Genomic DNA, 25,867 nt, shown 5'->3' on the forward strand with positions numbered 1-25,867 from the left:
GATATTATTTAAATGATTCACCTGATACGTACAGCGCCGAACAAAACCGTAGCGAGCGGAAGGGAGTTGTGGCTGAGAAGCGGAACTGTGCTTGAGCACAGTGAGCATCGCAGGCCGCAAATCACGACGCGCAGTAGGTTTGGTTCGGTGCCATCTAACCGCTGTTGCGCAACCCCGCCGCAATGCCGTTGATCGACAAGTGGATGCCCGTGCGCGCCGCCGCGTCCTGCTTACCCTCGCGGAAACGTTTCAGCAGCTCCACCTGCACGTGGTTGAGCGGATCGATATACGGGAAACGGTTGCGTATCGAACGCTGCATCAGCGGATTGGCTTGCTGCAACTCTTCCTGGCCCGTGATCAGTTTCAAGGCGTCGAGTGTGGCCGCGTATTCGGCGCGGATGCGCGTGAAGATGGCGTCGCGCAAGGCCTTGTCCTTGACCAGTTCCGCATACTTGCCGGCAATGGCGATATCGCTCTTGGCCAGGACCATATCCATGTTCGACAGCAAGGACGTGAAGAATGGCCAGTCCGTGTACATGCCGCGCAGCACGTCCGCGCCATCGGCAGGATGGGCAGCCAGGTAGGCTTGCACGGCGGAACCAAAACCAAACCAGCCCGGCAGCATCAAACGGCATTGCGCCCAGCTCAGGACCCAGGGAATGGCGCGCAAATCTTCGATGGACGTCGATTTCTTGCGCGAGGCGGGACGGCTGCCGATATTCAGGGCGGCAATCTCCGCGATCACCGTCGATTCCCAGAAATACTGTTCAAAGCCCTCCGTGCCGTAGACGAGGTCGCGGTAGGCGTTCAGGGCCGTGCCCGAAAGCTCTTCCATCGCGGCCAGGTGGCCCGCGCCTGCCGAGGCCTTCGGTTGCAGCTGCGCCTGCGGCAGCAGGGTTGACTGGATGGTGGCCGCCACCAGCACTTCCAGGTTGCGGCGCCCTACTTCCGGGTTCGCATACTTGGCTGTGATGACTTCGCCTTGCTCCGTCAAACGGATCTGTCCCTGCACGGCGCCGGCCGGCTGGGCCAGGATGGCTTCGTAGCTGGGTCCGCCGCCACGGCCGACGGAACCGCCGCGGCCGTGGAACAATCGCAGCTTGATCTGGTATTGCTTGAACACCGTCACCAGCTCGATCTCGGCCTTGTAGAGTTCCCAGCCGGAGGTCAAGAAGCCGCCGTCCTTGTTGCTGTCCGAGTAACCAAGCATGACTTCCTGCTGGTCGGCGCGCGACGCGAGCAAGCCGCGGTAGAACGGCAAGCCGAAGGCGCGCGCCATGATGGCGGGGCCGGCGCGCAAGTCGTCGATGGTTTCGAACAGGGGAATGATGTTGACATCGACTTCGCGGCTATCCTGGCGCAGCAAGCCTACTTCCTTGAGCAGCAAGGCTACTTCCAGCAAGTCCGAGACGCTGGCCGCCTTCGAGATGATGCAGTTCGGTACCGATTCCTTGCCATATTTGACATGGGCCTCGCGCACGGCGCGGAAGATGTCAAGTTCGGACGTCGTTTCTTCCGAGTAGTGCGCATACGGCGACGTCAGCAGGCGTGGCGACTCCAGCTCGGCCAGCAGCAAGCTGATGCGCTGCTCTTCATCGAGGTCCAGGTAGACGAGGCCCGGCTGGGCACCCGCGAACAGCTCGCCCACGACGCGCTCATGCACGTCGGAATTCTGGCGCAAGTCGAGCGGCGCCAGCGAAAAGCCGAAGACCTTGACGGCGCGGCGCAGCTGGCGCAGCCGGCCGCGCGCCAGCGCACGCAAGCCATTGCTGACCAGCGAATGCTGGACAACGTCCAGGTCAGCCAGCAGTTCAACAGCGGCAGCGTAGGGCTGCACGCCGTCTGCCTGCTTGCCCTTGCCGGATAGCACCACGCGCGTGGCGTCCAGGCGTGCATGGATGCCGTGCAGGGCGCGGCGGTACGGTTCGTCGACCCGGTGCGGCGACGCATCGGCCGAACGCTCGGCCAGCGCGCGCAGCGGCTCGCTGCACGCGTTTCAGTATTTTGCGCCAGCGACAGTTTGCGAAAAAGCGAAGCTTTTGCGCAAATTTCACCGAGGTAAAAAATCGAGTACCTTTGTCAAGCCTGCGTTTGCAGGGTACTGCGCAGGATGTCGGCCGTGACAAACGGGTTGCCGTCGCGGTCGCCGCCTATCCAGCTGCCGACTTTCATGAAATTGGGTAATTCCGCATCTTCCCAGCGGGCATCGCGCTGGGCCAGCATGGTTTCCAGCGAGGAATACAATTTCGGCAGTTCACGCAGGATCGTATGGTCGTAGAACGACAGGCCATTGGCCACTTCATCCATGACGGACAGCTTGCTGGTGCGCAGCAGACGCGTCTGCCATAGGGTGACGATGCCACGGCCCAGCGCTTCTTCGTTTTGCTCGGCCTCTTCCGGCGTCATTTGCACGCGGTCGCGCTCACTCAACAGGCGGGCGATGGCCATCTGGCAATTCTGGATACTCTTGCGCTGCACTTCCGTCGGATGCGCCGTGAAGACGGGGCTGACAAACGCATCTTCAAAGAACGTTTCCAGCGCATCGGCCTTGCCGGCGTCAAACACGTTGCCGACGGCATGGCTGAGGCTACCCTGGCGCGGCGGCGAGCCGGCGATCAGATGGGCGCGCGTGCGGCGGATGTGATGTTGGTCTTCTGCAATATTGGCCAGCAGCGAGAAATAGCTGAAAGCGCGCGTCAACTGCGTGGTTTCTTCCTGCGACAGCGCTTGCAGCGCGTCCGACAGCTGCACGCGCGCCGCTTCATCATTGTCGCGGCGGAAACGGATGGCCAGCTGGCGCACATGTTCGATGCGTTCGAAGGCGGGGTCGCCCAGGTGGTTGCGGATGGCGTCGCCCAGCAGACGGCCCAGCTGGCGGATATCGCTGCTCAGCAGCTCGTCTTTCACTTCATTCATTTGCATGGTATTCATTTCCTGGGGCGGCCACGGCGGCACCGCACAGATTGCGTAGTACGCGCTTCCCGGCCCGGGAAACGCCCATCGTCCAATTTGTAGTAAATTTACCTTATTGCTTCACCTTCCTCTTGATTTCCATCAATAAAAATCCCGCCCAAAGGGCAAGCAAGGGCTAACGAGCTGTTTGCCACGGCAACAATATGAAAATTTACTACGCATTTAAGCGAAAGGCAATCAACTTTTGTCTTTCGAGGCTGAAAAGTGACGGCGCAACACACAGGGCCGGCGCTCTCCTGTATGCTGCGGTTCAAACAAGGATGTAATCCACATCTTATGAATGATACTCATGCGACTGACTGCCTATACCGACTACACCCTGCGCACCCTGATGTACCTGGGTGTGCACCGCGACCGCCTCGTGACCATCCAGGACATCGCCGACCTGCATTCCATCTCGAAGAATCACCTGATGAAGGTGGTGCACCAGCTGGGCCTGTCAGGCATCGTGGAAACGGTACGTGGGAGAAATGGCGGCCTGCGCCTGGCGCGCGACCCGGCCGAGATCAATATCGGCACCGTCGTGCGCGAGACGGAAAGCGATTTTTTCATGGCGGAATGTTTTAACAAGGAAAACAACACTTGCCCGCTGACGCCTGATTGCCTGCTGAAGGCCAAGCTGGGCCAGGCCACGGCCGCCTTCCTGGCCGTGCTCGACACGGTGACCCTCGCATCGATACTCGAAGCGACGCCGGGCGCGCCAGCGCCGATGGCAGGCGTGATCCGCCTGCACGTGGAAAATACCTGATAATTGTCAGGATCAGGCAGGCAGTCCGGATGGGCGATAGGCGCGATGTGCGCCACGCTGCATCGTGGTGAGGGGGCTGCGCATCAGAGCATGCTTGCTATTTTTTACTTTTCTGCTTTGCCTGTTTTGTCTGCTTTTTCGACTTTGTTTTTGAACCGCTGCTCTTGGCACTGGTGGCGGGTTCCTTCCTCCCGGCAATCGCCTTCGCAAAATCCGCATTAAATTTCCCGCTATCTATTAACTCATCCACAATCCCTGGATAATCCTTCAACTCGGGCACCCAATCCCTGATCTCTTTGAAAAGGCCTGCCATATGCCCTTTTTGCCGGTATTTGACCACCATCTCATTCCATTCCTTAGCATAAGTGTCTGGTTTTGAATGCTGAGAGAATGTCTGGTAGAAAATGGCGTTGGTGCGGAACGGGTCTGCCAGCTTACGATCGAAGCTTTGCCTTAATGGGTTATGCTCCTCATGCAGCCCATTATGGATTTTACGTACGTGGGGGCGGTCACCGGGTTTGTCCGGGTGTATGAAAGCATCCGTATTCGATTGAAGATCGTCGCTATTAAAAAATAGCGGCCGCGTTACGCTGGACCGCATTTTCTTGGCATGATAATGAAGTTTGCTGAATTCACCTGCCAATTCTTCGCTTGTCTTCCCGCGAAGCAAGGATTTGGATGCCTCATTGTAAGCGGCGAAGCCGGCATTCAGATTCTCGGGCAAAAGGGCTGCTGCTGTACCGCGTTCCTTTAAAAATACAATATTAGGTTGATCAGCATCAGGGTAAAGCAATGACGAAGGGGAAGCGCCAAGCGACGGCAGTACCGACCCTGGCAATTTGCTTTGCTCCTTGTAATGCCTGAATTTCTCGGGGTCGAGCACGGTGTTGAGATTATCGGCGCCAACAAGTTCCCTCCCGTCGGCCTGTGACACCCCCAGGCCGGTTGAGACGGAAATATGTTTTGGCGCATGCCAAGTTCTGTAGACAAGCCGGGTTTCTTCAAATGCCTTGTCGAGCGTATCGCTAGCCTCATGCTTATCGATATCTTTTTCAAGCAGGCTTCCAAGTTCCTGCAATTGCGGTGCTGACAAGCTTTTCAATTGATGATAAAAATCAGACAGCAGGCGCACTTTCTCCGCCTGTTTTTGCTCTGCCTCCATGTCCGACCCATCGACCGCGGCAAGCGCCTGCATGAATTCACCATACGTGTCTTCGGAATGGTACGGTTGCAACGGCTGGTGCTGGGGAGCCACGCTACGCCATTCCACGCCCAGCTCGATCGGATGTTGATCGCCATCCTTGTACTGCATCTGCGGGCCTATCATATTGGGGTTTTCGTCCAATTCCGGCAATGCGCGTCCCGTCGCCACGGACACCCACGGGTTGAGTTTTGCCTGGATCTCGAAGCGCCCATTCGACACAGGCACGATGCGCGTTGCCTGCGGACGCAGCACGCCCAGCTGATGGGCGATCGCCACCGGATTGCCTGCGCCGCCGATGCCCGGCATCCGCACCCGTCCATTGCCGATGCTGGCCGAGCCCGATTGCAAGGCGTCCGCCACCGGCCTGCCAGGCGCAGTGGCCGTCGCTTCCAGCGATTGCGCGAGATCGCGCAGGTGCATGGCACCGACGTCGGGCCGCTGCGTCATTTCCACCTCGCCATCGCGCAGCCTGCCTTGCCGGGCCCTGGTCAGCATATCGTGCACGCGGGATGGATCGGCCGTGCCATGCATGGCATGGCTGCCCGCACCGCCAGCCCCATCCACCATGCCCGGCCATTTACGCGAGCCTGTGGCTTGCGGCCGCTCACTGCCGGAATGGAATGCCGCGGCCAGCTGCCCTGCCCCGCTGCCAGCGCCGGGCGCGACGAAACGATCCTGGCGTTCCTGTTTTTTTACCGCGTATGTGTGCTTCATTGGCTCTTTCAAGTTGCACTTACTATAAGTAACAACAAGCGGACCTTCTCTGCGCGAGAGTACACCGGCCGGCCAGATCCTGCAAATCGCAGACAAAAAAACACCCCTGCGAAAGGGGTGTTCAAGGTGTAGAGCGATTCAAATGCTCAATGCGCGCTGGCTCCAGCCGCGCCGATACCCGTTTCCGAACGCATTTGCTGCGCTTCGTAGCCGGCGCGGTCGATGCGCGCGCGGGGGCTCTTGTCGAGCACGGAGAACAGCCAGATGCCAACGAAGCCGGCCGTCATCGAAAACAGCGCCGGCGACGCGTAAGGGAACAGCGCTTCGCCATGGCCGAGCACGTCGACCCATACAGACTTCGACACCACCGTCAGCGCGACAGCCGTGGTCAAGCCCAGGAAGCCGCCGATGGTGGCGCCCCGCGTGGTGCAATCCTTCCACAGCACCGACATGAACAGCACGGGGAAGTTGGCCGAGGCGGCGATGGCGAATGCCAGCGAGACCATGAAGGCGATGTTCTGCTTTTCAAAGGCGATGCCCAGCACCACGGCGATGATGCCCAGCACGACCGTCGTCACGCGCGACACTTTCAATTCGTTGGCGCCCGTGGCCTTGCCTTTCTTGATGACGGTGGCATACAGATCGTGCGACACGGCCGACGCGCCCGACAGGGTCAAGCCCGCCACGACGGCCAGGATGGTGGCAAACGCGACCGCCGACATGAAGCCGAGGAAGACGTTGCCGCCCACGGCCTTGGCCAGGTGCACGGCCGCCATGTTGTTACCACCCAGCAGCTTGCCGGCAGCATCCTTGAACTCGGGATTGGTACTCACCAGCACGATGGCGCCAAAGCCGATGATGAAAGTCAACACATAGAAGTAAGCGATCCAGGTGGTGGCCCAGAACACGGATTTGCGCGCTTCCTTGGCGCTCGGTACCGTGAAGAAACGCATCAGGATGTGCGGCAAGCCGGCCGTGCCGAACATCAGCGCCATGCCGAACGAGATGGCCGAGATCGGGTCCTTGATGAAGGAACCCGGGCCCATGATGGCTTCCTTGGTCGCGTGCACGTCCACCGACTTGGCGAACAGCGCTTCCGGGCTGAAGTTGAATTGCGCCAGTACGGCGACGGCCATGAAGGTGGCGCCGCCCAGCAGCATCACCGCCTTGATGATCTGCACCCAGGTGGTGGCCGTCATGCCGCCAAACAGCACGTAGATCATCATCAATGTACCGACCAGGACGACGGCGATCCAGTATTCGAGGCCGAACAGCAGCTTGATCAGCTGGCCCGCGCCCACCATCTGCGCGATCAGATAAAAGGCCACGACGACCAGGGTGCCGGAAGCCGAAAAGATGCGGATCGGCGCCTGCTTGAAGCGGTAGGCGGCCACGTCGGCAAAGGTAAAGCGCCCCAGGTTGCGCAAGCGCTCGGCCATCAAAAAGGTGATGATGGGCCAGCCGACAAGAAAGCCGATGGCGTAGATCAGGCCATCATAGCCGTTCAAAAAGACGGCCGCGGAAATGCCGAGGAAGGAGGCGGCCGACATATAGTCGCCCGCAATGGCCAGGCCATTCTGGAAACCTGTGATACCGCCGCCGGCCGTGTAGAAATCGGAGGCTGACTTGGTCTTCTTGGCCGCCCACTTGGTGACGAACAATGTAAAAATAACGAAGGCGGCGAACATGATGATCGCCGTCCAGTTGGTCGGCTGCTTGACCGCCTGGCCCAGGTCGGCGCCGGCCGCGAACGCGGCATTGCTGGCGCCCAGCAGCGTCAGGGCACTCAGGCAAGACACGCCGCGCAGCGCATGCTTGGCGGCGCTCATGCTTGCACCCGTGCCTGGATGGCGTTGCTCAGATCGTCGAACTGCTTGTTGGCGCGGCGCACATAGATGCCAGTGACCAGCACGGTAAACACGATGACGAACAGGCCGATCGGCATGCCCCAGGTCATCACGCCGGCGCCCGTTTTAGTGGCCAGAAATTCCTTGTTGAAGGCGATGAGCAGGATGTAGCCGTAGTACACCAGCATCATCAGGCCCGTCAGTGCCCAGCCGAAGCGGGAACGCACCTTGACCAGCTGATGATAGCTGGGGTCGCTCTTGATTTTTTGAACCAGATCGTCATGCATTGTGTTGCCTCCTGTTATGTAAAAGCTGCTCTTTTGTTTTCGAGCTTGGATTCACAGTACAGTGCGAGGCTTACCCGCCCCTTACGGCAGTGTTTTTTCTCGCGGGGACAACACAATGCAGAAAAAAATCAATTCAGTGCGGCCGCCGGTCCGAAGAACTCGTGGTGCGTCTGCTGTTCCGGCACGCCCAGCTCGCGCAAGTACTGCTTGATAGCGCGCATGAATGGCTGCGGTCCCAGGAAGTAGGCGTCGACGTCGCGCGAAACCGGCAGCCAGTGACCGAGCTGCTCCTTATTCAGCAAGCCGACGGCGTCCGGCGCATCCTGTTCGCCGCCATGTTCCGCGTAGCAGTAATAGCGCTGCAGCTGCGGGTGCTGCGCGGCCAGTGCGTCGATCTGCGCGCGGAATGCATGCACGCCCTGGTTGCGCGCCGCGTGGATGAAATGCACGGGACGCTTGCCGCGCAGGGCCGCCGTCAGCATGGCCAGGGTCGGCGTGATGCCCACGCCGCCGCTGATCAGCACCAGCGGCTTGTCGCTATCCGTCAGCACGAAGTCGCCCGAGGGCGGCGTCAGCTGCACGGTGTCGCCCGCCTGCACGTGATCGTGGAAGAAATTCGACACCTTGCCGCCCTCTTCGCGCTTGACGCTGATGCGGTAGGTCTGGCCATTGCTGGCGGCCGACAGGGAATACTGGCGGCGCATGGGCACGCCATCGACGGTGGCCAGCACGCCGATATACTGGCCTGGCGCAAAGTCGAGCACGGCCTGGCCATCGGCGGGCGCCATCAGGAAGGACGTGATCTCGCCGCTTTCCACCGTCTTGCTGCGCACTAAAAAATCGCGCGCGCCGCTCCAGCCGCCCGGTGCGGCGGCCTGCGCCTTGTAGATGCGCCCTTCTTCGCCGGCCAGGATGTCGGCCAGCTGGCCATACGCCGCGCCCCAGGCGTCGATGACGGCATCGCTGGCGACCTCTGCGCCCAGCACTTCGCGTATCGCTTGCAGCAGGCTGGCGCCCACCAGCGGATAGTGCTCGGCGCGGATCTGCAGGGCCACGTGCTTGTTGACGATGGTGGCCACCAGGTCGCCCAGCGCCGCAAGCTTGTCGATATTTTTGGCATACATCAGCACGCCATTGGCCAGCGCGCGCTGCTGGTCGCCGCTGTGCTGGTGCGCCTGGTTAAAGTACGGCAGCACTTCGGGATGGTCGCGGAACAGATTCTTGTAGAAGTGGCGCGTCAGCGCTTCGCCGCCCTGCTCGAGGATGGGGACGGTGGCCGTGATGATGGCGCGTTGTTCTTGGGTCAGCATGTAAAACTCCTGTGTATATTTGTAAGCGGTCTCAGGCCAGCGTTTCAACGGCTGGATATAACTCGTGGTCTTCGCGCCGCATGCGCTGGAACAGCGCGTGCAGCACGGTATTGGCTTCGCTGCGGAAGGCTTCCGGTTCGGCTTCCAGGCGCACGGGCGTATTCCAGCGGCCGGCGAAATCCAGGTAGGTGCCGGCGATGCCTTGCATTTCGTTTTCGTACCGGCGTCCCAGTTGTGCCACCTTGGCCACGCCGGACGCTTGCGCAGCCGGATACAGGTAGCGCTGCTCGACGGCCAGGTGCAGCTTGATCAAGCCGCTCATGGCAATGATCTGTTCGGCAATGGCCTGCGCCTGCGCAGCCACACCGCCGCGCGCCAGCCGGCGCAAGTCGTCAATGGCGGCCAGGATGTCCAGGTGCTGCTGTTTGAATTTGTCGATATTCATGGCGTGTTTCTCTTGTTGAGTGTTCCCAGTGTAGTGGAATTCGCTTAAACATGCAAATTACATGCATCTTTAAATGTATAAGTGTTTCCTGAAGGAATCTGGAACGACATGCGCCACTATGTGCGCCAGAGAACACAAGCTACGGCCATGTCTGCCTATAATTTATTTATCACAGCACAGGCCCGTTTGCGGCCGTGCCGCACCCTCCACTCCAGCCAAGGATGAGCATGAAAAACAAGACGGGCACGGGCCAGGCGCAGCAACTGGCAGGCATCATCAACGAGCACCATACGGAATTGCTGGACGGCTGGATGGCCGGCCTGATCGCCCGCCTGGTGCGGCGCGACAAGATCGCCGAGAACGAGCTGCGCCAGCAGGCATCGCAATTCCTGCCGCTGCTGGCGGGCGCGCTGGAAAGCGGCGACTCGTTCGACATCGAAGGCGGCGCCTGGGACGATACGCGCCAGCTGATCGCGGAGATATCGCAGTCGCGCGTGCGCCAGGGCTATTCGCCGATCGACACGGCCAGCTTCATGTTCTCCCTCAAGGAGCCGCTGTTCGCCTACCTGCGCAAGGCAATCACGGCGCATCCGGAGCAACTGGGCGACGCCATCGTCAGCACCAGCAAGCTGTTCGATGAACTGGGCCTGCTGACCATCGCCATCTACCAGAAAGCGCGCGAACAGGTGATTCTGCGACAGCAGCAGGAATTGCTGGAGCTGTCCACGCCCGTGGTGCAGCTGTGGCAAAACGTGCTGGCCCTGCCCCTGATCGGCACCCTCGACAGCGCGCGCACGCAGGTGGTGATGGAAAGCCTGCTGCAAAAGATCGTCGACACGGGCGCCCTGATCGCCATCATCGATATCACGGGCGTGCCTACCGTCGACACCCTGGTGGCGCAGCATCTGCTGAAAACCATCGCCGCCGCGCGCCTGATGGGCGCCGACTGCATCATCAGCGGCATCCGCCCGCAGATCGCGCAAACCATCGTGCACCTGGGCGTCAACCTGGAAGACGTGATGACCAAGGCCACGCTGGCCGACGCTTTCGTCGTGGCCCTGAAACGCACGGGCTCCAGCATCACCTACCAGCAGCAACAACACTGAGGCGCCTATGGAAAGAATCCCCATTTTACGCATGGGCCGGCTGCTGCTGGTGACGATCCAGGTGGACATGCATGACCGCCTGGCGATGACCTTGCAGGACGACCTGACCACCCGCATCGTGACGGACCGCGCCACGGGCGTGCTGATCGATATTTCCGCGCTCGACATCGTCGACTCCTTCATCGGCCGCATGATCAGCAACACGGCGGCGATGGCGAAAATCCTCGACGCGCGCACCGTCGTCGTCGGCATGCAGCCAGCCGTCGCCATCACCCTGGTGGAACTGGGGCTGACGCTGGAAGGCGTGAGTACGGCGCTCAACGTGGAGCTGGGCATCAAGCTGCTGGAACGGGGCGGCGCATGCGCATGACGGAGGCGCCGTGCTAGGCGCGCAGGCACACGAGAGCGCGCAGATCCTGGCCCTGCACAGCGACGAAGACGTCGTGCGGCTGCGCAAGCTGGTACGCGACAGCATGGTCGCCATGGGTTTTGGCCTGATCGAGCAGACCAAGATCATCACGGCGGCCAGCGAACTGGCGCGCAATACCCTGCGCTACGGCGGCGGGGGCGAAGCGCGCATCGCGCGCGTCTGCGATGGCGCGCGCCAGGGACTGGAACTGCGCTTTGTCGATGCGGGACCGGGCATCGAAGATATTCCCCTGGCGCTGACCGATGGCTATACCAGCGGCGGCGGGCTGGGACTGGGGCTGGGCGGCGCCAAGCGCCTGGCCGACGCATTTCACATCGACACGGCGCCCGGCGCGGGCACCACTGTCACCATCGCGAAATGGAAGCTGTTTTGAACCACCTCGACCAAGCCCCTGACATTGCCAGGCAACGCAGTTTTCCCATCGGCGAACCGAGCGAGATCGCCGCGGCCCGCCGCGCCGGCAACGAACTGGCGCGCCGCATCGGCTTCGACGACGTGCGCACGGGCCAGCTGGCCATCATCATCAGCGAGGCGGCGACCAACATCGTCAAGCACGCGCAGCGCGGCGAAATCCTGCTGCGCAAGGTGCTGCGCGGCGGCACCAGCGGCATCGAAGTGCTGGCCATCGACAACGGCCCCGGCATGGCCAACGTGCGCCAGCACATGCAGGATGGTCATTCCACCACGGGCACCTACGGCGTGGGGCTGGGCGCGATACGCCGCCTGAGCCAGGAATTCGACCTGTACACGGCGCCCGGCAAGGGCACGGTGCTGATGATGGTGGTATGGGGACAGCACGCCAGCAGCGCCATCCCGGCCAGTCCGAACTGGCAGATCGGCGCCGTATGCCTGCCGCTGGCCTCGGAACAGGTGTGCGGCGACGCCTGGAACGTCGTATGCGAAGGCCATGAACTGAGCCTGATGGTGGCCGATGGCCTGGGCCACGGCCCCCTGGCGGCGCGCGCTTCGGAATGCGCCAGCGCCCTGCTGGAACACAGCACGCCCGGCTTGCCGCCCCTGCCCGCCTCCTTCATCGAACTGGCCCACGGCGCCCTGCGTGCCACGCGCGGCGCGGCCCTGGCGGTGGCGCATATCGACAGCGCACGCCGCGAATTGCGCTATGCGGGCGTGGGCAATATCGCCGCCTGCGCCTTCGACGCACAGCAGCGCCGGCATCTGCTGTCGCATAACGGCATCGTCGGCAGCAATCTGCGCAAGGTGCAGGAGTTCTGCTTTCCATGGCAGCAGGCCACGACACTGATCATGCATTCGGACGGCTTGCACACGCGCTGGGACCTGGAGCGTTATCCGGGCCTGGCGCAATGCCACCCCAGCCTCGTCGCCGCCGTGCTGTACCGGGATTTTGCGCGCGGGCGCGACGACGTCACGGTGGTGGTGCTGCGCGAACATGAGGAACACCAGGCTGTAACAGCTGAAACAGCGGAAGGAACAGGTGCGGCATGACACAACGCATATTGACAGCCCATATCGGCAGCGAACTCGATGTGGTGGGCGCGCGCCAGCGCGCGCGGCAGATCGCCGCCCTGTGCGGCTTCGGCGTGCAGGACCAGGTGCGCATCGCCACGGCCGTATCGGAACTGGCGCGCAACGTCTACAACTACGCCGGCAGCGGCAAGGTGCATTTCGCCATCGATGGCCAGACGGCGCCGCAGGTGCTCAGCATCCGCATCGAGGACCAGGGCCCCGGCATCGCGCAGCTCGACAAGATACTGGCCGGCACCTACCGCTCGCCTACGGGCATGGGCCTGGGCATCCTGGGCGCCCAGCGCCTGATGGACCGCTGCCATATCCACAGCACGCCGGGCGACGGCACGCAAATCACCCTGCACAAGCTGTTCCCCCGCGACGCGCCCCTGCTCGACGGCGCCACGATCGGCGTGCTGTCCGGCAGCCTGCAGGCGCTGCCGCCGGATATCACGCTGTCCGAAGTGCAGCAGCAGAACCGTGAACTCCTCAGCACCCTGGCCGAACTGAAGACGCGCCAGGACGACCTGCTGCAGCTGACACGCGAACTGGAAGACACCAACCGGGGCGTGGTGGCGCTATTCGCTGAGCTGGACGAGAAAGCCGACCACCTGCGCCGTGCCGACCAGATGAAATCGCGCTTCCTGTCCAACATGAGCCATGAATTCCGCACCCCGCTCAGTTCCATCCGCGCCCTGTCCAAGCTGCTGCTCGACCGCATCGACGGCGAGCTGTCCGAGGAACAGGAAAAGCAGGTGCGGTTCATCCTGCAAAGCGCCGTCAGCCTGAGCGAACTGGTCAACGACCTGCTGGACCTGGCCAAGATCGAGGCGGGCAAGGTCGACGTGCATGCCAACAGTTTCCAGGTGGCCGACCTGTTCAGCGCCCTGCGCGGCATGCTGCGTCCGCTGCTGGTGTCCGAGTCGCTGACCTTGACCTTCATCGACCCCGACCCGGCACTGCACATCCACACGGATGAAGGCAAGCTGTCGCAAATCCTGCGCAACTTCATCGCCAACGCCCTGAAGTTCACGGAAGCGGGCGCCATCATCGTCAGCGCCACGCCCTTGCCGGAGCAGGATGCCATCCGCTTTTCCGTCTCCGACACGGGCCTGGGCATCGCCGCCGAAGACGTGCAGCTGATCTTCGAAGAATTCAGCCAGGTGGAAAACCACATGCAGCGCAAGGTCAAGGGCACGGGCCTGGGCCTGCCCCTGTGCCGCAACCTGGCCACCCTGCTCAATGGCACGGTGAGCGTGGAAAGCACGCCGGGTGAGGGCTCGCTGTTTTCCGTCGTCCTGCCCGCCAGCTACCATGCGCCCGAAGGCAGCCTGCCGCCGTGCACGCCGGCCAACGACAACGGCAACGATCAGCGCATCGGCGTGCTGGTGGTGGAAGACAATCCACCCGTGCGCCTGCTGTATGAAAAATTTTTGGCCGGCAGCGAATTTCGCGTGGTCCCCGCGCGCAGCGTGCGCGAAGCGCAGGAGCGCTGGGAGCAGCAGCGCCCGGCCGCCGTCATCCTCGACATCATGCTGCACGGCGAAACGGCCTGGCACTGGCTGGCCGAACTGAAAAACGACCCGCTGCGGCGCCAGGTGCCCGTCATCGTCGCCACCGAGATCGACGACGTGCGCAAGGGCCTGGCCCTGGGCGCCGACGCCTACTACGTCAAGCCGCTGTCGCGCCAGCAATTGCTGGCGACCCTGCGCGCACTGATCGGCAACCAACACCACCGGCAAGAGCCGGTTCCGCCGCAAGGCACAACCACCTGGGACAATGCGCATGCTACCGGATAACAACAGCGATGCTCTGATCCTGAACGTCGATGACAGCGACGGCGCACGCTACGCCAAGTCGCGCATCCTCAAACGCGCCGGCTTCAAGGTCATCGAAGCCTCGAACGGGGGAGACGCGCTGCTGCGCGCCCGCCAGGACCACCCCAACCTGATCCTCCTCGACGTCAAGCTGCCCGACATCAACGGCCTGGAAGTGTGCCGCCAATTGAAGGGTGGCACCGAGACGAACACCATCCTGGTGCTGCAGACGTCCGCTTCCTGCATCGGCTCGGCCGACAAGATCCGCGCCCTCGACGGCGGCGCCGACAATTACCTGGTCGAGCCGATCGAAGCGGATGAACTGATCGCCAACGTCAAGGCGCTGCTGCGCCTGGGCCGCGTCGAGCGCGCGCTGCGCGACGTGGACCGCCGCAAGGATGAATTCCTGGCCACTCTCGCGCATGAATTGCGCAACCCGCTGGGTCCCATCCGCACGGCGCTGGCCCTGCTGTGCAAGCTCGATCCCGTCGTGCCGGCCATCCAGGACAATGCGCGCCGCACCATCGGCCGCCACACGGACCACCTGGTGCGCCTGGTGGACGACCTGCTCGACGTGTCGCGCATTTCGCAGGGCAAAATCTCGCTGCAATGGGAAAGCGTGAGCCTGGCCAGCGTCATCCGCAGCGCGCTGGAAACGAGTTCGCACAGCGTCGAGGCGCGCGGCCATGCGCTGGACGTGAACCTGCCCCAGGAAGAACTGTGGGTCTGCGGCGACGCCGTACGCCTGTCGCAGATCGTCGCCAACCTGCTGCTCAACGCGGCCAAGTTCACTGCGCCGGGCGGGCGCATCGCCATTAGCGCCGGGCGCGAAGGCGACAACGTGCGCATCCGCCTGAGCGACAACGGCATCGGCATCGCCGCCGCCAGCATCGACAGCATCTTCGGCCTGTTCGAGCAGAGCGGCCATTCGCCCGACCGGGTGCAGGATGGCCTGGGCATCGGCCTGTCGCTGGTGCGCAACCTGGTGACCTTGCACGGCGGCCAGGTCAGCGTGCACAGCCCCGGCGTGGGACTGGGCAGCACCTTCGAAGTCATCCTTCCGCTCGACGCCAACGTGCCGCTGCCGGCCGCGCCAGTGCCGGAGGCGGCCACCGGCGGCAGCCAGCGCATCCTCGTCGTCGACGACAACTGCGATGCGGCCGACACCCTGGCCGAATTGCTGGAAATGTACGGCCACACGGTGCGCACGGCCTACACGGGGATACAAGCCACCGAGCGCACCCTGGAATTCAAGCCCGACATCGTCTTTCTCGACATCGGCCTGCCCGACATGAGCGGCTACGACGTGGCCGTCAAACTGCGCCAGCTGCCGATACCGCAGCAATTCCTGCTCGTCGCGCTGACCGGCTACGGCCAGGAACACGACCGCCAGGCGGCCCTGCAGGCCGGTTTCAACGAACACTTCGCCAAACCCGTCGATTTCGGCAAGCTGGCCATGCTGGGATTGCATATCGCCCCCTGAGCGGGGCGCCGGCTGCCTGCGGCCGGGGCGTCGGCTATAATCGGCGGCCGCCTCACCTCTGGAACCATGACATGACCACCCGCACGCCGCTGCTGCGCATCACCATGATACTGGGCGCCCTGCACGCCCTGCTGGGCTGGCTGCTGTTGCCTTCGCTGCCCGTCGGCCTGGCCGGCTGGCTGCTGGGCGGCCTGGTCTTGCTGGCGTCGACCATGCTCATGCCGATGACGATCTTCGCCCGCGCCGTCACCAACGATGCGCGCCTGGCCGACCGCCTGATCTGGGCCGGCTCGCTGTGCATGGGCTTTTTTTCCTCGCTGTTCGTGCTCGCCGTGCTGCGCGAACTCACCTTGCTGATTCCCGCCGCCCGCCAGCACGCGCAGGCGTCCGCCGTAGCCGTGCTGCTCCTGGCCCTGCTGGCCACCATCGTCGGCTTCATCAACGCCCGCCGCGTGGCGCGCGTGCGCGAAGTGACAGTGCCCATCGCCGGCCTGCCGGCCGCCTTGCAGGGCTTGACCATCGTGCAGCTGAGCGACATCCACGTGGGCGCCACCATCAAGCGCGCCTACGTGCAAGCCATCGTCGCGCGCGCAAATGGCCTGCAGCCCGACATCATCGCCATCACGGGCGACGTCGTCGACGGCACGGTGGCGCAACTGGGCAGCCATACGGCGCCGCTGGGCGAGCTGCGCGCGCGCCATGGCATCTTCCTCGTCACCGGCAACCATGAATACTATTCGGGCGCCGCGCCGTGGGTGGCGGAATTTCGCCGCCTGGGCTTGCGCGTGCTGATGAACGAACATGCGGTGCTCGAACACGACGGCGCGCGCCTGGCGCTGGCCGGCGTGACCGATTTCAATGCCGCCTCCTTCGACCCTGCCCAGAAAAGCGACCCGCAGGCCGCCATCGCCGGGGTACCGGCCGATATCCCCCGCATCCTGCTGGCGCACCAGCCGCGCAGCGCGCCCGAGGCCGAAGCGGCCGGCTACGACCTGCAACTGTCGGGCCACACGCACGGGGGCCAGTTCTGGCCATGGAACCTGTTCGTGCCGCTGCAGCAGCCCTACGTGGCGGGATTGCACCGGCAAGGCCGGCTGTGGATTTACGTCAGCCGCGGCACCGGTTACTGGGGTCCGCCGAAACGCATCGGCGCGCCGGCGGAGATTACGCTACTCAGGCTGGTGGCGGAGTAAGACTCACTCCGCCCAGCTGGCCATCCACGCCTCGAAACGCGCCACCACCGCCGGCGGATTCAGGCGCGCCATGGCTCCGTCCACCGCTTCGCTGTCGCTGACCTCGAACAGCAGCACGCTCCCGTCGCGCCGGGCGCCCGCACCGAATATCCCTTCGGCGTCCAGCTGCGCCAGCGCCGCGATGCAGGCGTCGAACACCCCAGTGCGAAAGGTGGTGAAATCCACGTCGAACGGCAGCCCGCGGTGCGCCTGCAGCAGCAAGCGGTAGGCGCTGTCGAAGTACGCGCCGCCTTCGTCAAACGCCCATTCGGCTGGGTTCCATAGCATCTCTTCGCCGTATTCCGAGGCAGCCAGCGCTTCGCGGCTATTCGCCATGCAGCCTATCGTCATGGCGCTGTCGTCGCTCACCAGCGCGAAGGCGTCGATGTGCTGGTCCGGATGCGCACGGCGCACGGCATCGACAGCCTGGCGCGCGGCGTGCGCCACCAGGGTTTGCAGCAGCGCGAAATCGAAGACGGCCGGGTCGATCAGCATGGCGCGCGCCATGGCATAACCGTCGGCCAGCGCTGCATGGCAGTGGGCCAGGTAGGCGGCGTGCGCCTGCGCCTCGCTGGCATAGTCGTTGCGCGTCTCCGCGCCCCAAGTCATGGCCGCGCCGCTGGCCGTCCAGACGCTCGTGCCGAATACGCGCGCTTCCCGGAAGCGGGCCGGCTGATCGCCGTCAAAGGTGTAAAACAGGCTGTAGTTACTATGCATGGGAATTGTTCATCGTTTAATCGGGCCGTATCTGCGCGGCGAAATCGCGCTGGCGGAACTGCTCCAGCAGGAAATCGACGAACACGCGCGTCTTCGCGGGCAAGAGCTTCTTGCTGGGATAGTACACGGACAGGGGGCCGGAATCGGCATGCCAGCCAGGCAGCAGCCGCACCAGGGCGCCGCTGCGCAGATAGGCCAGCGCGTGCGGCATGGGCAGCAGCGCCACGCCGACGCCGAGGATGGCCGCCTGCGCCATCGCTTCCGGATCGTCGAAGATGGCGCGCGGCCGGCATTCGGCCACGCCTTCGCCACCCGAGCCGTCGCGCAGTATCCAGCTGCGCAATCTGCCGCTGCCGGCCGAGCGGCGCGCCACGCCGTCGAAGTGGGCCAGGTCGGACGGGTGCACAGGCATGGCCTTGCCCTGCATGAAGGCCGGCGACGCCGTGGCGACGATGTGGGCGTGGCCCAGTTCGCGCGCCACCACGCCGGGCGTCAGTTCGATGCCGCCACCGATGGCGACATCGAAACCTTCGCCGATCAAGTCCACTTGCCGGTTGTCGAAATGGCAGTCGGGGATGACGCCAGGGTAGCGCGCAATGAAGTCGCCCAGCAGGGGCACCACGTAGCTGCGTCCGAACGACGGCGCCATGCTGATTTTCAGTATGCCCGCCGGCTGGCCGCCCTCTTCCGCCACGCCGGCGATCGCCTCGCGCAAGGTGGACAGGGCGCCGCCTATCTGCTGCAGGAAGCGCTCGCCCCCTTCCGTCAGGGTCAGGCGGCGCGTGCTGCGCTGGAACAGCCGCAATCCCAGGCTCGCTTCCAGGCGCGCCACGTTCTTGCTGACGGCGGCCGGCGTCAGCCCCAGGCGGCGCGCGGCGGCCGAAAAACTGCCCAGCTCGGCAGACAGCACGAAGGATTGCAAGTGATTGAGAGCGTCCATGCGCCTATTCTACCCGCTCATCTGATAGTAATGGTTGAAAGTAATTGTAGCGATTCATGGCTAGCGCGGCAGGAATGAAAGGCAGATACTGAACTCCTCGACTCCTCACTTAGAAAGCACATCATGCAAACCCAAACCACCACCAGCACCTCTTTGCCACTGCAAGACAAGATCGCGTTTGTGACGGGCGGCTCGCGCGGCATCGGCGCCGCCATCGTGCGCCGCCTGGCCAGCCAGGGCGCCAACGTCGTCTTCACCTATCAAAGCTCCGCCGCCGAAGCGCAGGCGCTGGCCGGCAAGGTGGAGGCCGCAGGCGGCAAGGCCCTGGGCGTGCAAGCCGATGCGGCCGACGCCAGCGCCCTGACGGCGGCCATCGACAAGGTGGCGGCGCAGTTTGGCGGCATCGACATCCTCGTCAACAATGCGGGCGTGTTCCTGCCTGGCGCCATCGATGATTTTTCGCTGGAAGACTTCGACAAGACCTTGAACGTCAACGTGCGCGCCGTCTTCGTCGCCATCAAGGCAGCCGTGGCGCACATGCAGACGGGCGGGCGCATCATCAATATCGGCAGCACGAATGCGCACCGCATGCCGTTCGGCGGCGCGGCTGCCTACGCCATGAGCAAATCGGCGCTGAGCGGCCTGACGCAAGGCCTGTCGCGCGACCTGGGCCCGCGCGGCATCACCATCAACAATGTGGAACCGGGCCCCGTCGCCACGGACATGAATCCGCCCACCGGCGACTTCGCCGACCTGATGCACGGCCTGATGGCCCTGCCCCGCCACGGCACGGCCGATGAAATCGCCGGCATGGTGGCTTACCTGGCCAGCCCGGAAGCGGCGTTCGTCACGGGTGCCGGGCTGAAGATCGATGGCGGTTTTGCCGCCTGATCCAGTCCGAACATCAGCGAGCGGTGTGCTGCCACGCCTGCCATGGCGCCATCGGCCACCGCGAACGCCACGCTGCCAGCCATGCGGCCCGCATCGCCGCAGCAAAAGACGCCGGGCACGCTGCTGGCCTTTTGCTCGTCGGTGCGCACGAACGGTCCCATGGCACCGTCTTCCAGCAAGCAGCCCAATTCGCCGGCCAGGGAAGTGGCCAGGCGGGTGCGGGTCGCCACGAACAGGCCGGCCATGACGTGGCGGTTGCCGTCCGCCATGACCACGTCGGCCACGCCGTCGATCCGCGCCACGGGCGCGCGCACCACCGTCACGCCGCGCGCGGCCAGTTGCGCCAGCTGCGCCGCATCGGGCTCGAATGCGCCATTCAGGAAAAAAGTGACCGTGCCCCAGTCGGGCAGCATCAGGGCATGGTGCATGGACAGGGGGCCGGTGGCCAGCACGCCGATGGCGCCCTGCTCCAGTTCATAGCCGTGGCAATACGGGCAGTGAAAAACGCTGCCGCCCCAGCGTTCGGCCAGTCCATCGACGGGCGGCAGTTCATCGATCACGCCGGTGGCCAGCACCAGGCGGCGGCCGTGAACGACACTGCCGTCCGCCAGGGTCACGCCGAAGCCATCGCCATCGCTGCTGGCGGCTGCCTGCGTGGCCGTGCCGTCCAGCCAGGTGACGGTGGCATACGCCAGCAGCTGCGCCTTGCCTTCGGCCGCGATGGCGGCCGTCCCGCTGCCGTCCTGGGTCAGGAAACCGTGGGAATGGCTGGCGTATCGGTTGCGGCGCTGGCCGCCGTCGATCACCAGCACGCGGCGGCGGGCGCGCGCCAGTTGCGTGGCCGCGGACAGGCCCGCGTAGCTGCCGCCGACGATGATGGCGTCGAACGGGACGGCAGGCGTGCCGCTGCCCGCGCCTTGGAGTTCAGGAATGTGCATGCGGTGCTCCTCTGTGGTTGGCGTATTGTTGGCTGAAACGGTCGGCCAGGTCGGCCAGGGTGACGGCGCCAAAGCGCTGGATCAGCAGCGCCTCGGCTTCGTCGAAGGCGCCGGCCAGCGACTGGTTGACCACTTGCTCGACCAGGCAGCCCGGCTGGTCGACGCGGTTTCCCATGGCGAAGATGGTGGGCGAACCCACGGCCACGTAGATGTCTTGCAGGGTCACGCGGTGCAGGTCGCAAACGATGCGCCAGCCGCCGCCATGGCCCTTGCCCGACGCCACGTAGCCGCGCTCGCGCAAGCCTGCCATCACGCGCCGTACCAGCACGGGGTTGGTGTCCAGGTAGCCGGAGAGTTCCTCGGACGTCATCGGGCGTCCCGCATGGGCCATGTGCAGCAGCACGTGGAGGATCGATGATAGTTTGCTGTCGCGTCTCATGTAACTAATGATAGTACATAATCTTCGCAGATGCAATTTAGTTGCAATTTTTGCGGCATAAAAAAAGGGCCAGACCTTGCGGCCTGGCCCCAGCTTATGCGATCAATTCAAGCTTACACCGGCTTGCGCCGCCGTCCCTGCCACCATACCAGCAAGGCCAGCAGCACCAGCACGCCGACGATGATGCCCGCGCGGGCCAGGCCGATCAGGTTTGACGGCGCGCCGCCATTGCGCAAGGTCGTCACCTGTTCCGCCGTCACCTTGATGGCGGGATTGCCGTACATCTTCTGCACGTAATTGCCGAGGGTGACGATCTGTTCGTCCGACAGGGTCTGGCGGAAGGCAGGCATCAAATGACCCGCATGGGCACCCCTGCCATCCTGCCGCTCCACGCCATCGAGTATCGCCATCACCAGGTTGTTGCTGTTGCTGCGGCCCGTCACCGAGTTATGGAACAGCGGCGGCAAGCTGCCGTCGAAACTGCCCTCGCCCCTGGCCTGGTGGCAGCTGGCGCACTGCGCATCGTACAGCTGCGCACCCGACATCTGGTTCAGGTTTTGCGGCAGCGGCACGCCACGGATGGCGTTCAGCTCGTCGCCCGCCTGGCCCCATTGCGTCACCGGTTTCACGTCCGCCTTGTCGCGGATGGCAGGTACGCTCTTGATGTAATGCGCGATGGCGTTCAAGTCCGCGTCGCTCAGATGCTTCAGGCTATGGTCGATGGCTTCGGCCATCGGTCCGGCCGCCTGCGCCTTGTTGGCCGCGCGGCCCGTGCGCAGGTAGCCGGCCAGTTCCTGCTGGCTCCAGCCGCCGACACCGCTGTTGATGTCCGACGTGATATTCGGCGCATGCCAGGTGCCCAGATCAGCGCCGCCCAGTTCCTTCGACAGCTGTTCCGCCATCAGCGCATTGCGCGGCGTGTGGCAGGTGCTGCAGTGGGCCAGCCCCTGCGCCAGGTAGGCGCCGCGGTTCCACTCCATGCTTTTCGATGTATCTGCCACAAACGGTTTCTTGTCGAGGAAGAACAGATTCCAGCCCGCCATCGACAGGCGGATATTGAACGGGAATGGCAAGTCCGTCTTTTGCGCCGGCGCCGTGTCCACCGCCGCCACGCCATGCATGAAGTAGGCGTACAGGGCGGCCGTATCGTCATCCGTCACCTTGGCGTAGGCCGTGTAGGGCATGGCCGGGTACAGGCGCGCGCCATCTGCCCGCACGCCATGGCGCACGGCGGCGGAGAACTGCGCCAGCGTGTAGTTGCCGATGCCATGCGTTGTCGACGGCGTGATATTGGTGGCAACGATGGCGCCCAGCGGCGTCGCCAGCGCCAGGCCGCCCGCCATCGGCTTGCCGCCGGGTACGCTGTGGCAGGCAATGCAGTCGCCGGCCGTGGCCAGGTAGCGGCCACGTTCGATCGCCTGCACGTCCGCGCCAGGGGCTTGCGCCGCCAGCACCGGCATGGCCGCGAGGGACAGCAAGGCGGCACCGGCCGCCAGTCTGAAGGCCGCCATCATGCTGTGCCTCCCTGTTGTTCGTCGAGGATGTGCTTGACGGTGCGCAGTGCCACAGCCAGGCCGTTTTCCGTCGAATTGCAGGTGCCGGACGTGGGCAGCACGCCGGTGCTGCACAGGAACAGGTTGGCGTGATCGAAGGTGCGGCCCCACTGGTCGCACACGGCCTTGGCGGGATCGGAACCCATCGACAGGGTGCCGCAGATGTGCTGGTTGTTGGCGAACACGCCTTCCTTGCTGTGACGCAGGTTGGTGCCGCCCATCAGTTTGGCGATCTGCTCGAAATCCTGCTTCGAGCGCTCGTGGCCACGCTTGGTGTACTCGTCGATCGCATAGTGCGCCTGCGGCTTGGGAATGCCCATGGCATCCTTTTCGCTGCTCAGGGCGATGCGGTTTTCCGGGTTCGGCAGCACTTCCAGCACGTTTTTCAGGCTCATTTCACGCGCCGAGCGGAAACGCAGCTGCTGCTCGAATTCCTCGCCAAACACGCCCTTGCCGATCAGTTCCTTGGTGGCCCCGTCGACGCGCGAGATGTTCGTGAAATCCAGGCGGTACGGCGAATGCTGGCTGCGGAAGTCACCGTCGCGCATGGTGTTGATGGAATTGGGGCTTTGCGGGCCCCGGCCCAGCCACAGGTCTTCATCGGCGTCGAAGGTGATCGAGGTGCTCGGGTGGTCCATCAGATTGCGGCCCACCATGTCGCTGCTGTTGGCCAGGCCGTTCGGGTATTTGTCCGAGGCGGAAACGAGCAGCAAACGGGGGCTTTCGATGCCGTTGGCCGCCAAAATAAAGGTCTTGGCCGTGACGCGGTGGCTGTTCTTGTCGACGTCGTAGTACAGGGCGGCCGTGATGCGGCCCTGCGCGTCGTGCTCCAGCTTGTAGACGTTGGCATTGCAGACGATCTTCACGCCCGCGTCTTCGGCCTGCTGCGCGGCGATGCCGCCGTGGTATTGCGCGTCGATGGGGCAGATCGGCTGGCAGCTGTTGTTGCCGCAGCAGGCCGGACGGCCATCGTAGCTGACGCTGTTGCGCGCCACCGTGTTGCCGACCACCTTGAACGTGGGGTCGAGGCGTTCGCGGATGCGGCGCATGGCGTACGGCTCCGTCACGGGGTCCATCGGGAAGGCCTGCCTGCGAGGCGAACCCGTATTGTCCGCACCGGAAACGCCCATGATGTCTTCCGCTTCCTGGTAGAACGGTTCCAGGTCTGCGTAGCTGATGGGCCAGTCGACGCCCACGCCGTACAGGGTATGGATGCGGAAGTCGTTCGGCACATTGCGCCACGCCTGCGCGGCCCAGTGCCACGAGGTGCCGCCGAACTGGCGGATGTATTCGGCCGGGTACGGATACGGGCCGGCCTGCACCAGGTAGCCGTTATCCTTCGGCTGGTAGATCGGGTGCGGCGCTGTGGCCACCGATGGATACGGCGACATCCAGTCGCTGCGGCGCGTCGTGTTGCGGAAGCGGGCGACGATTTCGCCGCGCGACACGCGTGGGCCCGCTTCCAGGATCAGCACCGAGGCGCCGGCCAGCGCCAGCTTGCGCGCGGCCAGCGAACCGATGATGCCGGAGCCGATCACGAGGTAATCGGCGGAGAGTTCTTCAGCCATGATGGCTCCTTAAATTGGTTTTCTGGCCCAGCTGCCGTAGGCGCCGTAGGAGTACGTGGGAGGCTTCAGCACGTCTGCCACGACGGCCGCGTTCAATGCCTGCTCGTAGGCGACGCAGACGGCCGCCTCGCCCGTGCCGACGATGCCCAGGTACCAGGCGCTGGCGATCTGGCGCGGCAAGGCCGCCAGCGGCGACTGGGCCGGGTCGAGTCCGTCGAGCGCTTCCTGCAGGCCGGCCGCCTGCAGACCCTGCGCATTGATCAGGGCCAGCAGCGCGCGCACCTTCACGGGGAAGGCCGCGTCCTGCGCCACCAGCGCGTCATACAGGCGCCTGGCCAGCACGGGGTCGAGCACCTGGCGCCCGACCAGCATGGCCGACACGCCCAGGAATGCGCCCTGCTCCGCACTGGCGACCGGTTCGGCCAGCGCCCAGGGGATCAGCGCTGCGGCCGAAGCCGACAGCAAACTGGCCAGCACCATGCGGCGGCCGGGATTCAGAGGGCCGCGGCCCTCCTTATTGTGTGTAGCGTCCAATTGAAGCTCCCGTGAGTTCAGCAACCGTTCAGAAAGAATGCTTGAGACCGACCATCACCACCGTCTGGCCGCCGTTTGACGATGGCGTGCCGTTTTGCGAATCGCCGACCGAGGCGACGGCGTTGACGATGCCGCCGTCCTGGCCCAGGGTCTGGCCGCGCGCCAGCTGGCGCGCTTCGATCAGGTAGATCGCGGTGCGCTTGGACAGCGCGTAATTCTGTTCGAACGACAGCTGGCGGTAGCGCGCGCGGTCCGACACGCCGTTGGCGTGGCTGGCGAAGGTGTCGCTGTAGCCGGCGGACAGGAACCACTGCGGCGTCAGCTGGTAGCTGGAGATCAGGCCGGCCGTGTTGAAGATGGCCGTGTCGCGGAAGGCCGAGCGGCTGCCCGCCTGGTACTGCACGTTGCTGGCATTGGCGCCCACCATCCACTTGCCCATGGTGTAGCGCGCGCTGGCGGCGATGAACGCTATGCTTTCCGCCGAGGCGTAGCCCTGGTTGATGGCGGAGATGCCGAAGCTGCCCGATGCGTTGTCGCTCCAGCCGGCGCCATTCTGTCCATTTTTCAGTTTCAGGTAGCCGAGCGCGAATTCGGCTGGCGACGCGCTGTACTTGACGGCGGCGCTGAAGCTGCTGCCCGCGGCATTGCCGTCGGCCGCCTCGCCAAAGCCGTATTGCGCGCTGGCCTGCAGGCCGCGCCATGCGGGCATGCTGTAGGTGACGGAATTGCTGATGCGCACGGTCGTATCGAGGCCGTCGATATCGCCCGGGTGGGCGCCGGTCGCGCCCGTCAAGACATTGCTCGACGCCAGGGAACCCACCAGCAGGTAGTACGGCGTGTACTGGCGGCCGGCCGTCACGGTGCCGTAGGCTGCCGATTGCAAGCCCACGTAAGCCTGGCGGTTGAACAGGGAGCTGGCGGAACTTTGCGCGCCCGTGTCGCTTTCAAAGCCGTTTTCCAGCAGGAACAGCGCCTTCAGGTCGCCGCCCAGGTCTTCCACGCCCTGGAAACCGATTTTGCTGGCAGACAAGCTGCCGCTGCGCATGTAGGTATTCGAATTGCCGCCCTGGTTGCTCGCGTATGCGGTGGCCGCATCGACCACGCCATAAATGGTGACATTGCTTTGGGCGCAAACGTTTGCGCCGATGAGCGTGGAGACGGCCAGCGCCGCAGCGCGCATGCATGTAGTGTTCATTTTTTTCCTGA

24 protein-coding genes are annotated in these 25,867 nt (G+C 64.0%); 9 read left to right on the plus strand and 15 right to left on the minus strand.

Annotated features, from left to right (window positions below; translation table 11 throughout):
- Positions 1–154: 154 nt before the first annotated feature.
- Both ppc and JAB1_RS30315 read right to left on the minus strand, forming a co-directional pair.
- Complete coding sequence (ppc, locus tag JAB1_RS15295; RefSeq protein ID WP_343215994.1) at positions 155–1,978, minus strand: phosphoenolpyruvate carboxylase; 1,824 nt, start codon at positions 1,976–1,978, stop codon at positions 155–157.
- Positions 1,979–2,079: 101 nt separating this feature from the next.
- Positions 2,080–2,922 carry a phosphoenolpyruvate carboxylase gene (locus JAB1_RS30315; RefSeq protein ID WP_254672114.1) on the minus strand — a complete coding sequence of 281 codons (843 nt, stop codon included), beginning with the start codon at positions 2,920–2,922 and terminating at the stop codon, positions 2,080–2,082.
- A 340-nt stretch (positions 2,923–3,262) separates the two neighbouring features.
- Between JAB1_RS30315 and JAB1_RS15300 the strand changes: the two genes are divergently transcribed.
- The gene (locus JAB1_RS15300) at positions 3,263–3,721 is read left to right on the plus strand and encodes an Rrf2 family transcriptional regulator (RefSeq protein WP_034785762.1); all 459 of its coding nucleotides are present in this window, start codon (positions 3,263–3,265) and stop codon (positions 3,719–3,721) included.
- Between the two features lie 97 nt (positions 3,722–3,818).
- Here JAB1_RS15300 and JAB1_RS15305 read toward each other — a convergent pair whose 3' ends face one another.
- From JAB1_RS15305 to JAB1_RS15325, 5 genes are all read right to left on the minus strand, one after another.
- The gene (locus JAB1_RS15305; protein WP_070280581.1) at positions 3,819–5,639 is read right to left on the minus strand and encodes a hypothetical protein; all 1,821 of its coding nucleotides are present in this window, start codon (positions 5,637–5,639) and stop codon (positions 3,819–3,821) included.
- 146 nt (positions 5,640–5,785) lie between these two features.
- Positions 5,786–7,468 carry a cation acetate symporter gene (locus JAB1_RS15310; protein WP_070280584.1) on the minus strand — a complete coding sequence of 561 codons (1,683 nt, stop codon included), beginning with the start codon at positions 7,466–7,468 and terminating at the stop codon, positions 5,786–5,788.
- On the minus strand, positions 7,465–7,773 hold the full coding sequence (locus JAB1_RS15315) for a DUF485 domain-containing protein (RefSeq protein WP_034755744.1): 309 nt from the start codon (positions 7,771–7,773) through the stop codon (positions 7,465–7,467). Before JAB1_RS15315 ends, JAB1_RS15310 begins: the two co-directional genes overlap by 4 nt.
- A 128-nt stretch (positions 7,774–7,901) precedes the next feature.
- Positions 7,902–9,083, minus strand: coding sequence for an NO-inducible flavohemoprotein (gene hmpA / locus JAB1_RS15320; RefSeq protein ID WP_070280586.1), 1,182 nt, complete (start codon positions 9,081–9,083; stop codon positions 7,902–7,904).
- Positions 9,084–9,114: 31 nt separating this feature from the next.
- Positions 9,115–9,528, minus strand: coding sequence for a hemerythrin domain-containing protein (locus JAB1_RS15325; RefSeq protein ID WP_070280588.1), 414 nt, complete (start codon positions 9,526–9,528; stop codon positions 9,115–9,117).
- A gap of 227 nt (positions 9,529–9,755) precedes the next feature.
- Here JAB1_RS15325 and JAB1_RS15330 point away from each other — a divergent pair, with 227 nt between their 5' ends.
- From JAB1_RS15330 to JAB1_RS15360, 7 genes are all read left to right on the plus strand, one after another.
- On the plus strand, positions 9,756–10,634 hold the full coding sequence (locus JAB1_RS15330; protein WP_070280787.1) for an STAS domain-containing protein: 879 nt from the start codon (positions 9,756–9,758) through the stop codon (positions 10,632–10,634).
- Positions 10,635–10,641: 7 nt separating this feature from the next.
- On the plus strand, positions 10,642–11,004 hold the full coding sequence (locus tag JAB1_RS15335; RefSeq protein WP_034785745.1) for an STAS domain-containing protein: 363 nt from the start codon (positions 10,642–10,644) through the stop codon (positions 11,002–11,004).
- Positions 11,005–11,014: 10 nt separating this feature from the next.
- Entirely contained in the window at positions 11,015–11,437 is a 423-nt protein-coding gene (locus JAB1_RS15340; protein WP_070280590.1) for an ATP-binding protein, read from the plus strand.
- Positions 11,434–12,528, plus strand: coding sequence for an ATP-binding SpoIIE family protein phosphatase (locus tag JAB1_RS15345; protein WP_225317332.1), 1,095 nt, complete (start codon positions 11,434–11,436; stop codon positions 12,526–12,528). The genes JAB1_RS15340 and JAB1_RS15345 overlap by 4 nt, the downstream gene beginning before the upstream one ends.
- Positions 12,525–14,348 (plus strand): ATP-binding protein, encoded by a 1,824-nt coding sequence (locus JAB1_RS15350; protein ID WP_083299768.1) that lies wholly within the window; start codon positions 12,525–12,527, stop codon positions 14,346–14,348. Before JAB1_RS15345 ends, JAB1_RS15350 begins: the two co-directional genes overlap by 4 nt.
- Positions 14,335–15,849: a response regulator gene (locus JAB1_RS15355; protein WP_083299782.1), complete on the plus strand. Its 1,515-nt coding sequence runs from the start codon at positions 14,335–14,337 to the stop codon at positions 15,847–15,849. The genes JAB1_RS15350 and JAB1_RS15355 overlap by 14 nt, the downstream gene beginning before the upstream one ends.
- A 71-nt stretch (positions 15,850–15,920) precedes the next feature.
- Positions 15,921–17,042 (plus strand): metallophosphoesterase, encoded by a 1,122-nt coding sequence (locus tag JAB1_RS15360; protein WP_070280596.1) that lies wholly within the window; start codon positions 15,921–15,923, stop codon positions 17,040–17,042.
- Positions 17,043–17,045: 3 nt separating this feature from the next.
- Here the strand turns inward: JAB1_RS15360 and JAB1_RS15365 are convergent, their stop codons facing one another.
- Entirely contained in the window at positions 17,046–17,798 is a 753-nt protein-coding gene (locus JAB1_RS15365; protein ID WP_083299769.1) for a DUF4303 domain-containing protein, read from the minus strand.
- Positions 17,799–17,814: 16 nt separating this feature from the next.
- On the minus strand, positions 17,815–18,738 hold the full coding sequence (locus JAB1_RS15370; protein WP_070280598.1) for a LysR family transcriptional regulator: 924 nt from the start codon (positions 18,736–18,738) through the stop codon (positions 17,815–17,817).
- Positions 18,739–18,861: 123 nt separating this feature from the next.
- Between JAB1_RS15370 and JAB1_RS15375 the strand changes: the two genes are divergently transcribed.
- Entirely contained in the window at positions 18,862–19,629 is a 768-nt protein-coding gene (locus tag JAB1_RS15375) for an SDR family oxidoreductase (protein ID WP_070280600.1), read from the plus strand.
- On the opposite strand, the gene JAB1_RS15380 is transcribed toward JAB1_RS15375, so the two are convergent.
- The 6 genes from JAB1_RS15380 to JAB1_RS15405 all read right to left on the minus strand — a co-directional run bounded on the left by JAB1_RS15380 (position 19,557) and on the right by JAB1_RS15405 (position 25,856).
- Positions 19,557–20,567 (minus strand): NAD(P)/FAD-dependent oxidoreductase, encoded by a 1,011-nt coding sequence (locus JAB1_RS15380; RefSeq protein ID WP_083299770.1) that lies wholly within the window; start codon positions 20,565–20,567, stop codon positions 19,557–19,559. The two genes, JAB1_RS15375 and JAB1_RS15380, sit on opposite strands and share 73 nt — an antisense overlap.
- Positions 20,554–21,006, minus strand: a complete 453-nt coding sequence (locus tag JAB1_RS15385; RefSeq protein WP_034786412.1) for an Rrf2 family transcriptional regulator — start codon at positions 21,004–21,006, stop codon at positions 20,554–20,556. Before JAB1_RS15385 ends, JAB1_RS15380 begins: the two co-directional genes overlap by 14 nt.
- 113 nt (positions 21,007–21,119) lie before the next feature.
- A complete protein-coding gene (locus JAB1_RS15390; protein WP_070280603.1) occupies positions 21,120–22,520 on the minus strand; it encodes a cytochrome c in 1,401 nt (466 codons plus the stop codon).
- Positions 22,517–24,127, minus strand: a complete 1,611-nt coding sequence (locus JAB1_RS15395; protein ID WP_070280605.1) for a GMC family oxidoreductase — start codon at positions 24,125–24,127, stop codon at positions 22,517–22,519. The genes JAB1_RS15390 and JAB1_RS15395 overlap by 4 nt, the downstream gene beginning before the upstream one ends.
- Positions 24,128–24,136: 9 nt before the next feature.
- The gene (locus tag JAB1_RS15400; protein WP_254672115.1) at positions 24,137–24,661 is read right to left on the minus strand and encodes a sorbitol dehydrogenase family protein; all 525 of its coding nucleotides are present in this window, start codon (positions 24,659–24,661) and stop codon (positions 24,137–24,139) included.
- Positions 24,662–24,689: 28 nt separating this feature from the next.
- Positions 24,690–25,856: a porin gene (locus JAB1_RS15405; protein WP_343215992.1), complete on the minus strand. Its 1,167-nt coding sequence runs from the start codon at positions 25,854–25,856 to the stop codon at positions 24,690–24,692.
- Positions 25,857–25,867 lie beyond the last annotated feature (11 nt).

It is taken from the genome of Janthinobacterium sp. MP5059B (genome assembly GCF_001758645.1).
Taxonomy (GTDB): domain Bacteria; phylum Pseudomonadota; class Gammaproteobacteria; order Burkholderiales; family Burkholderiaceae_D; genus Janthinobacterium; species Janthinobacterium lividum.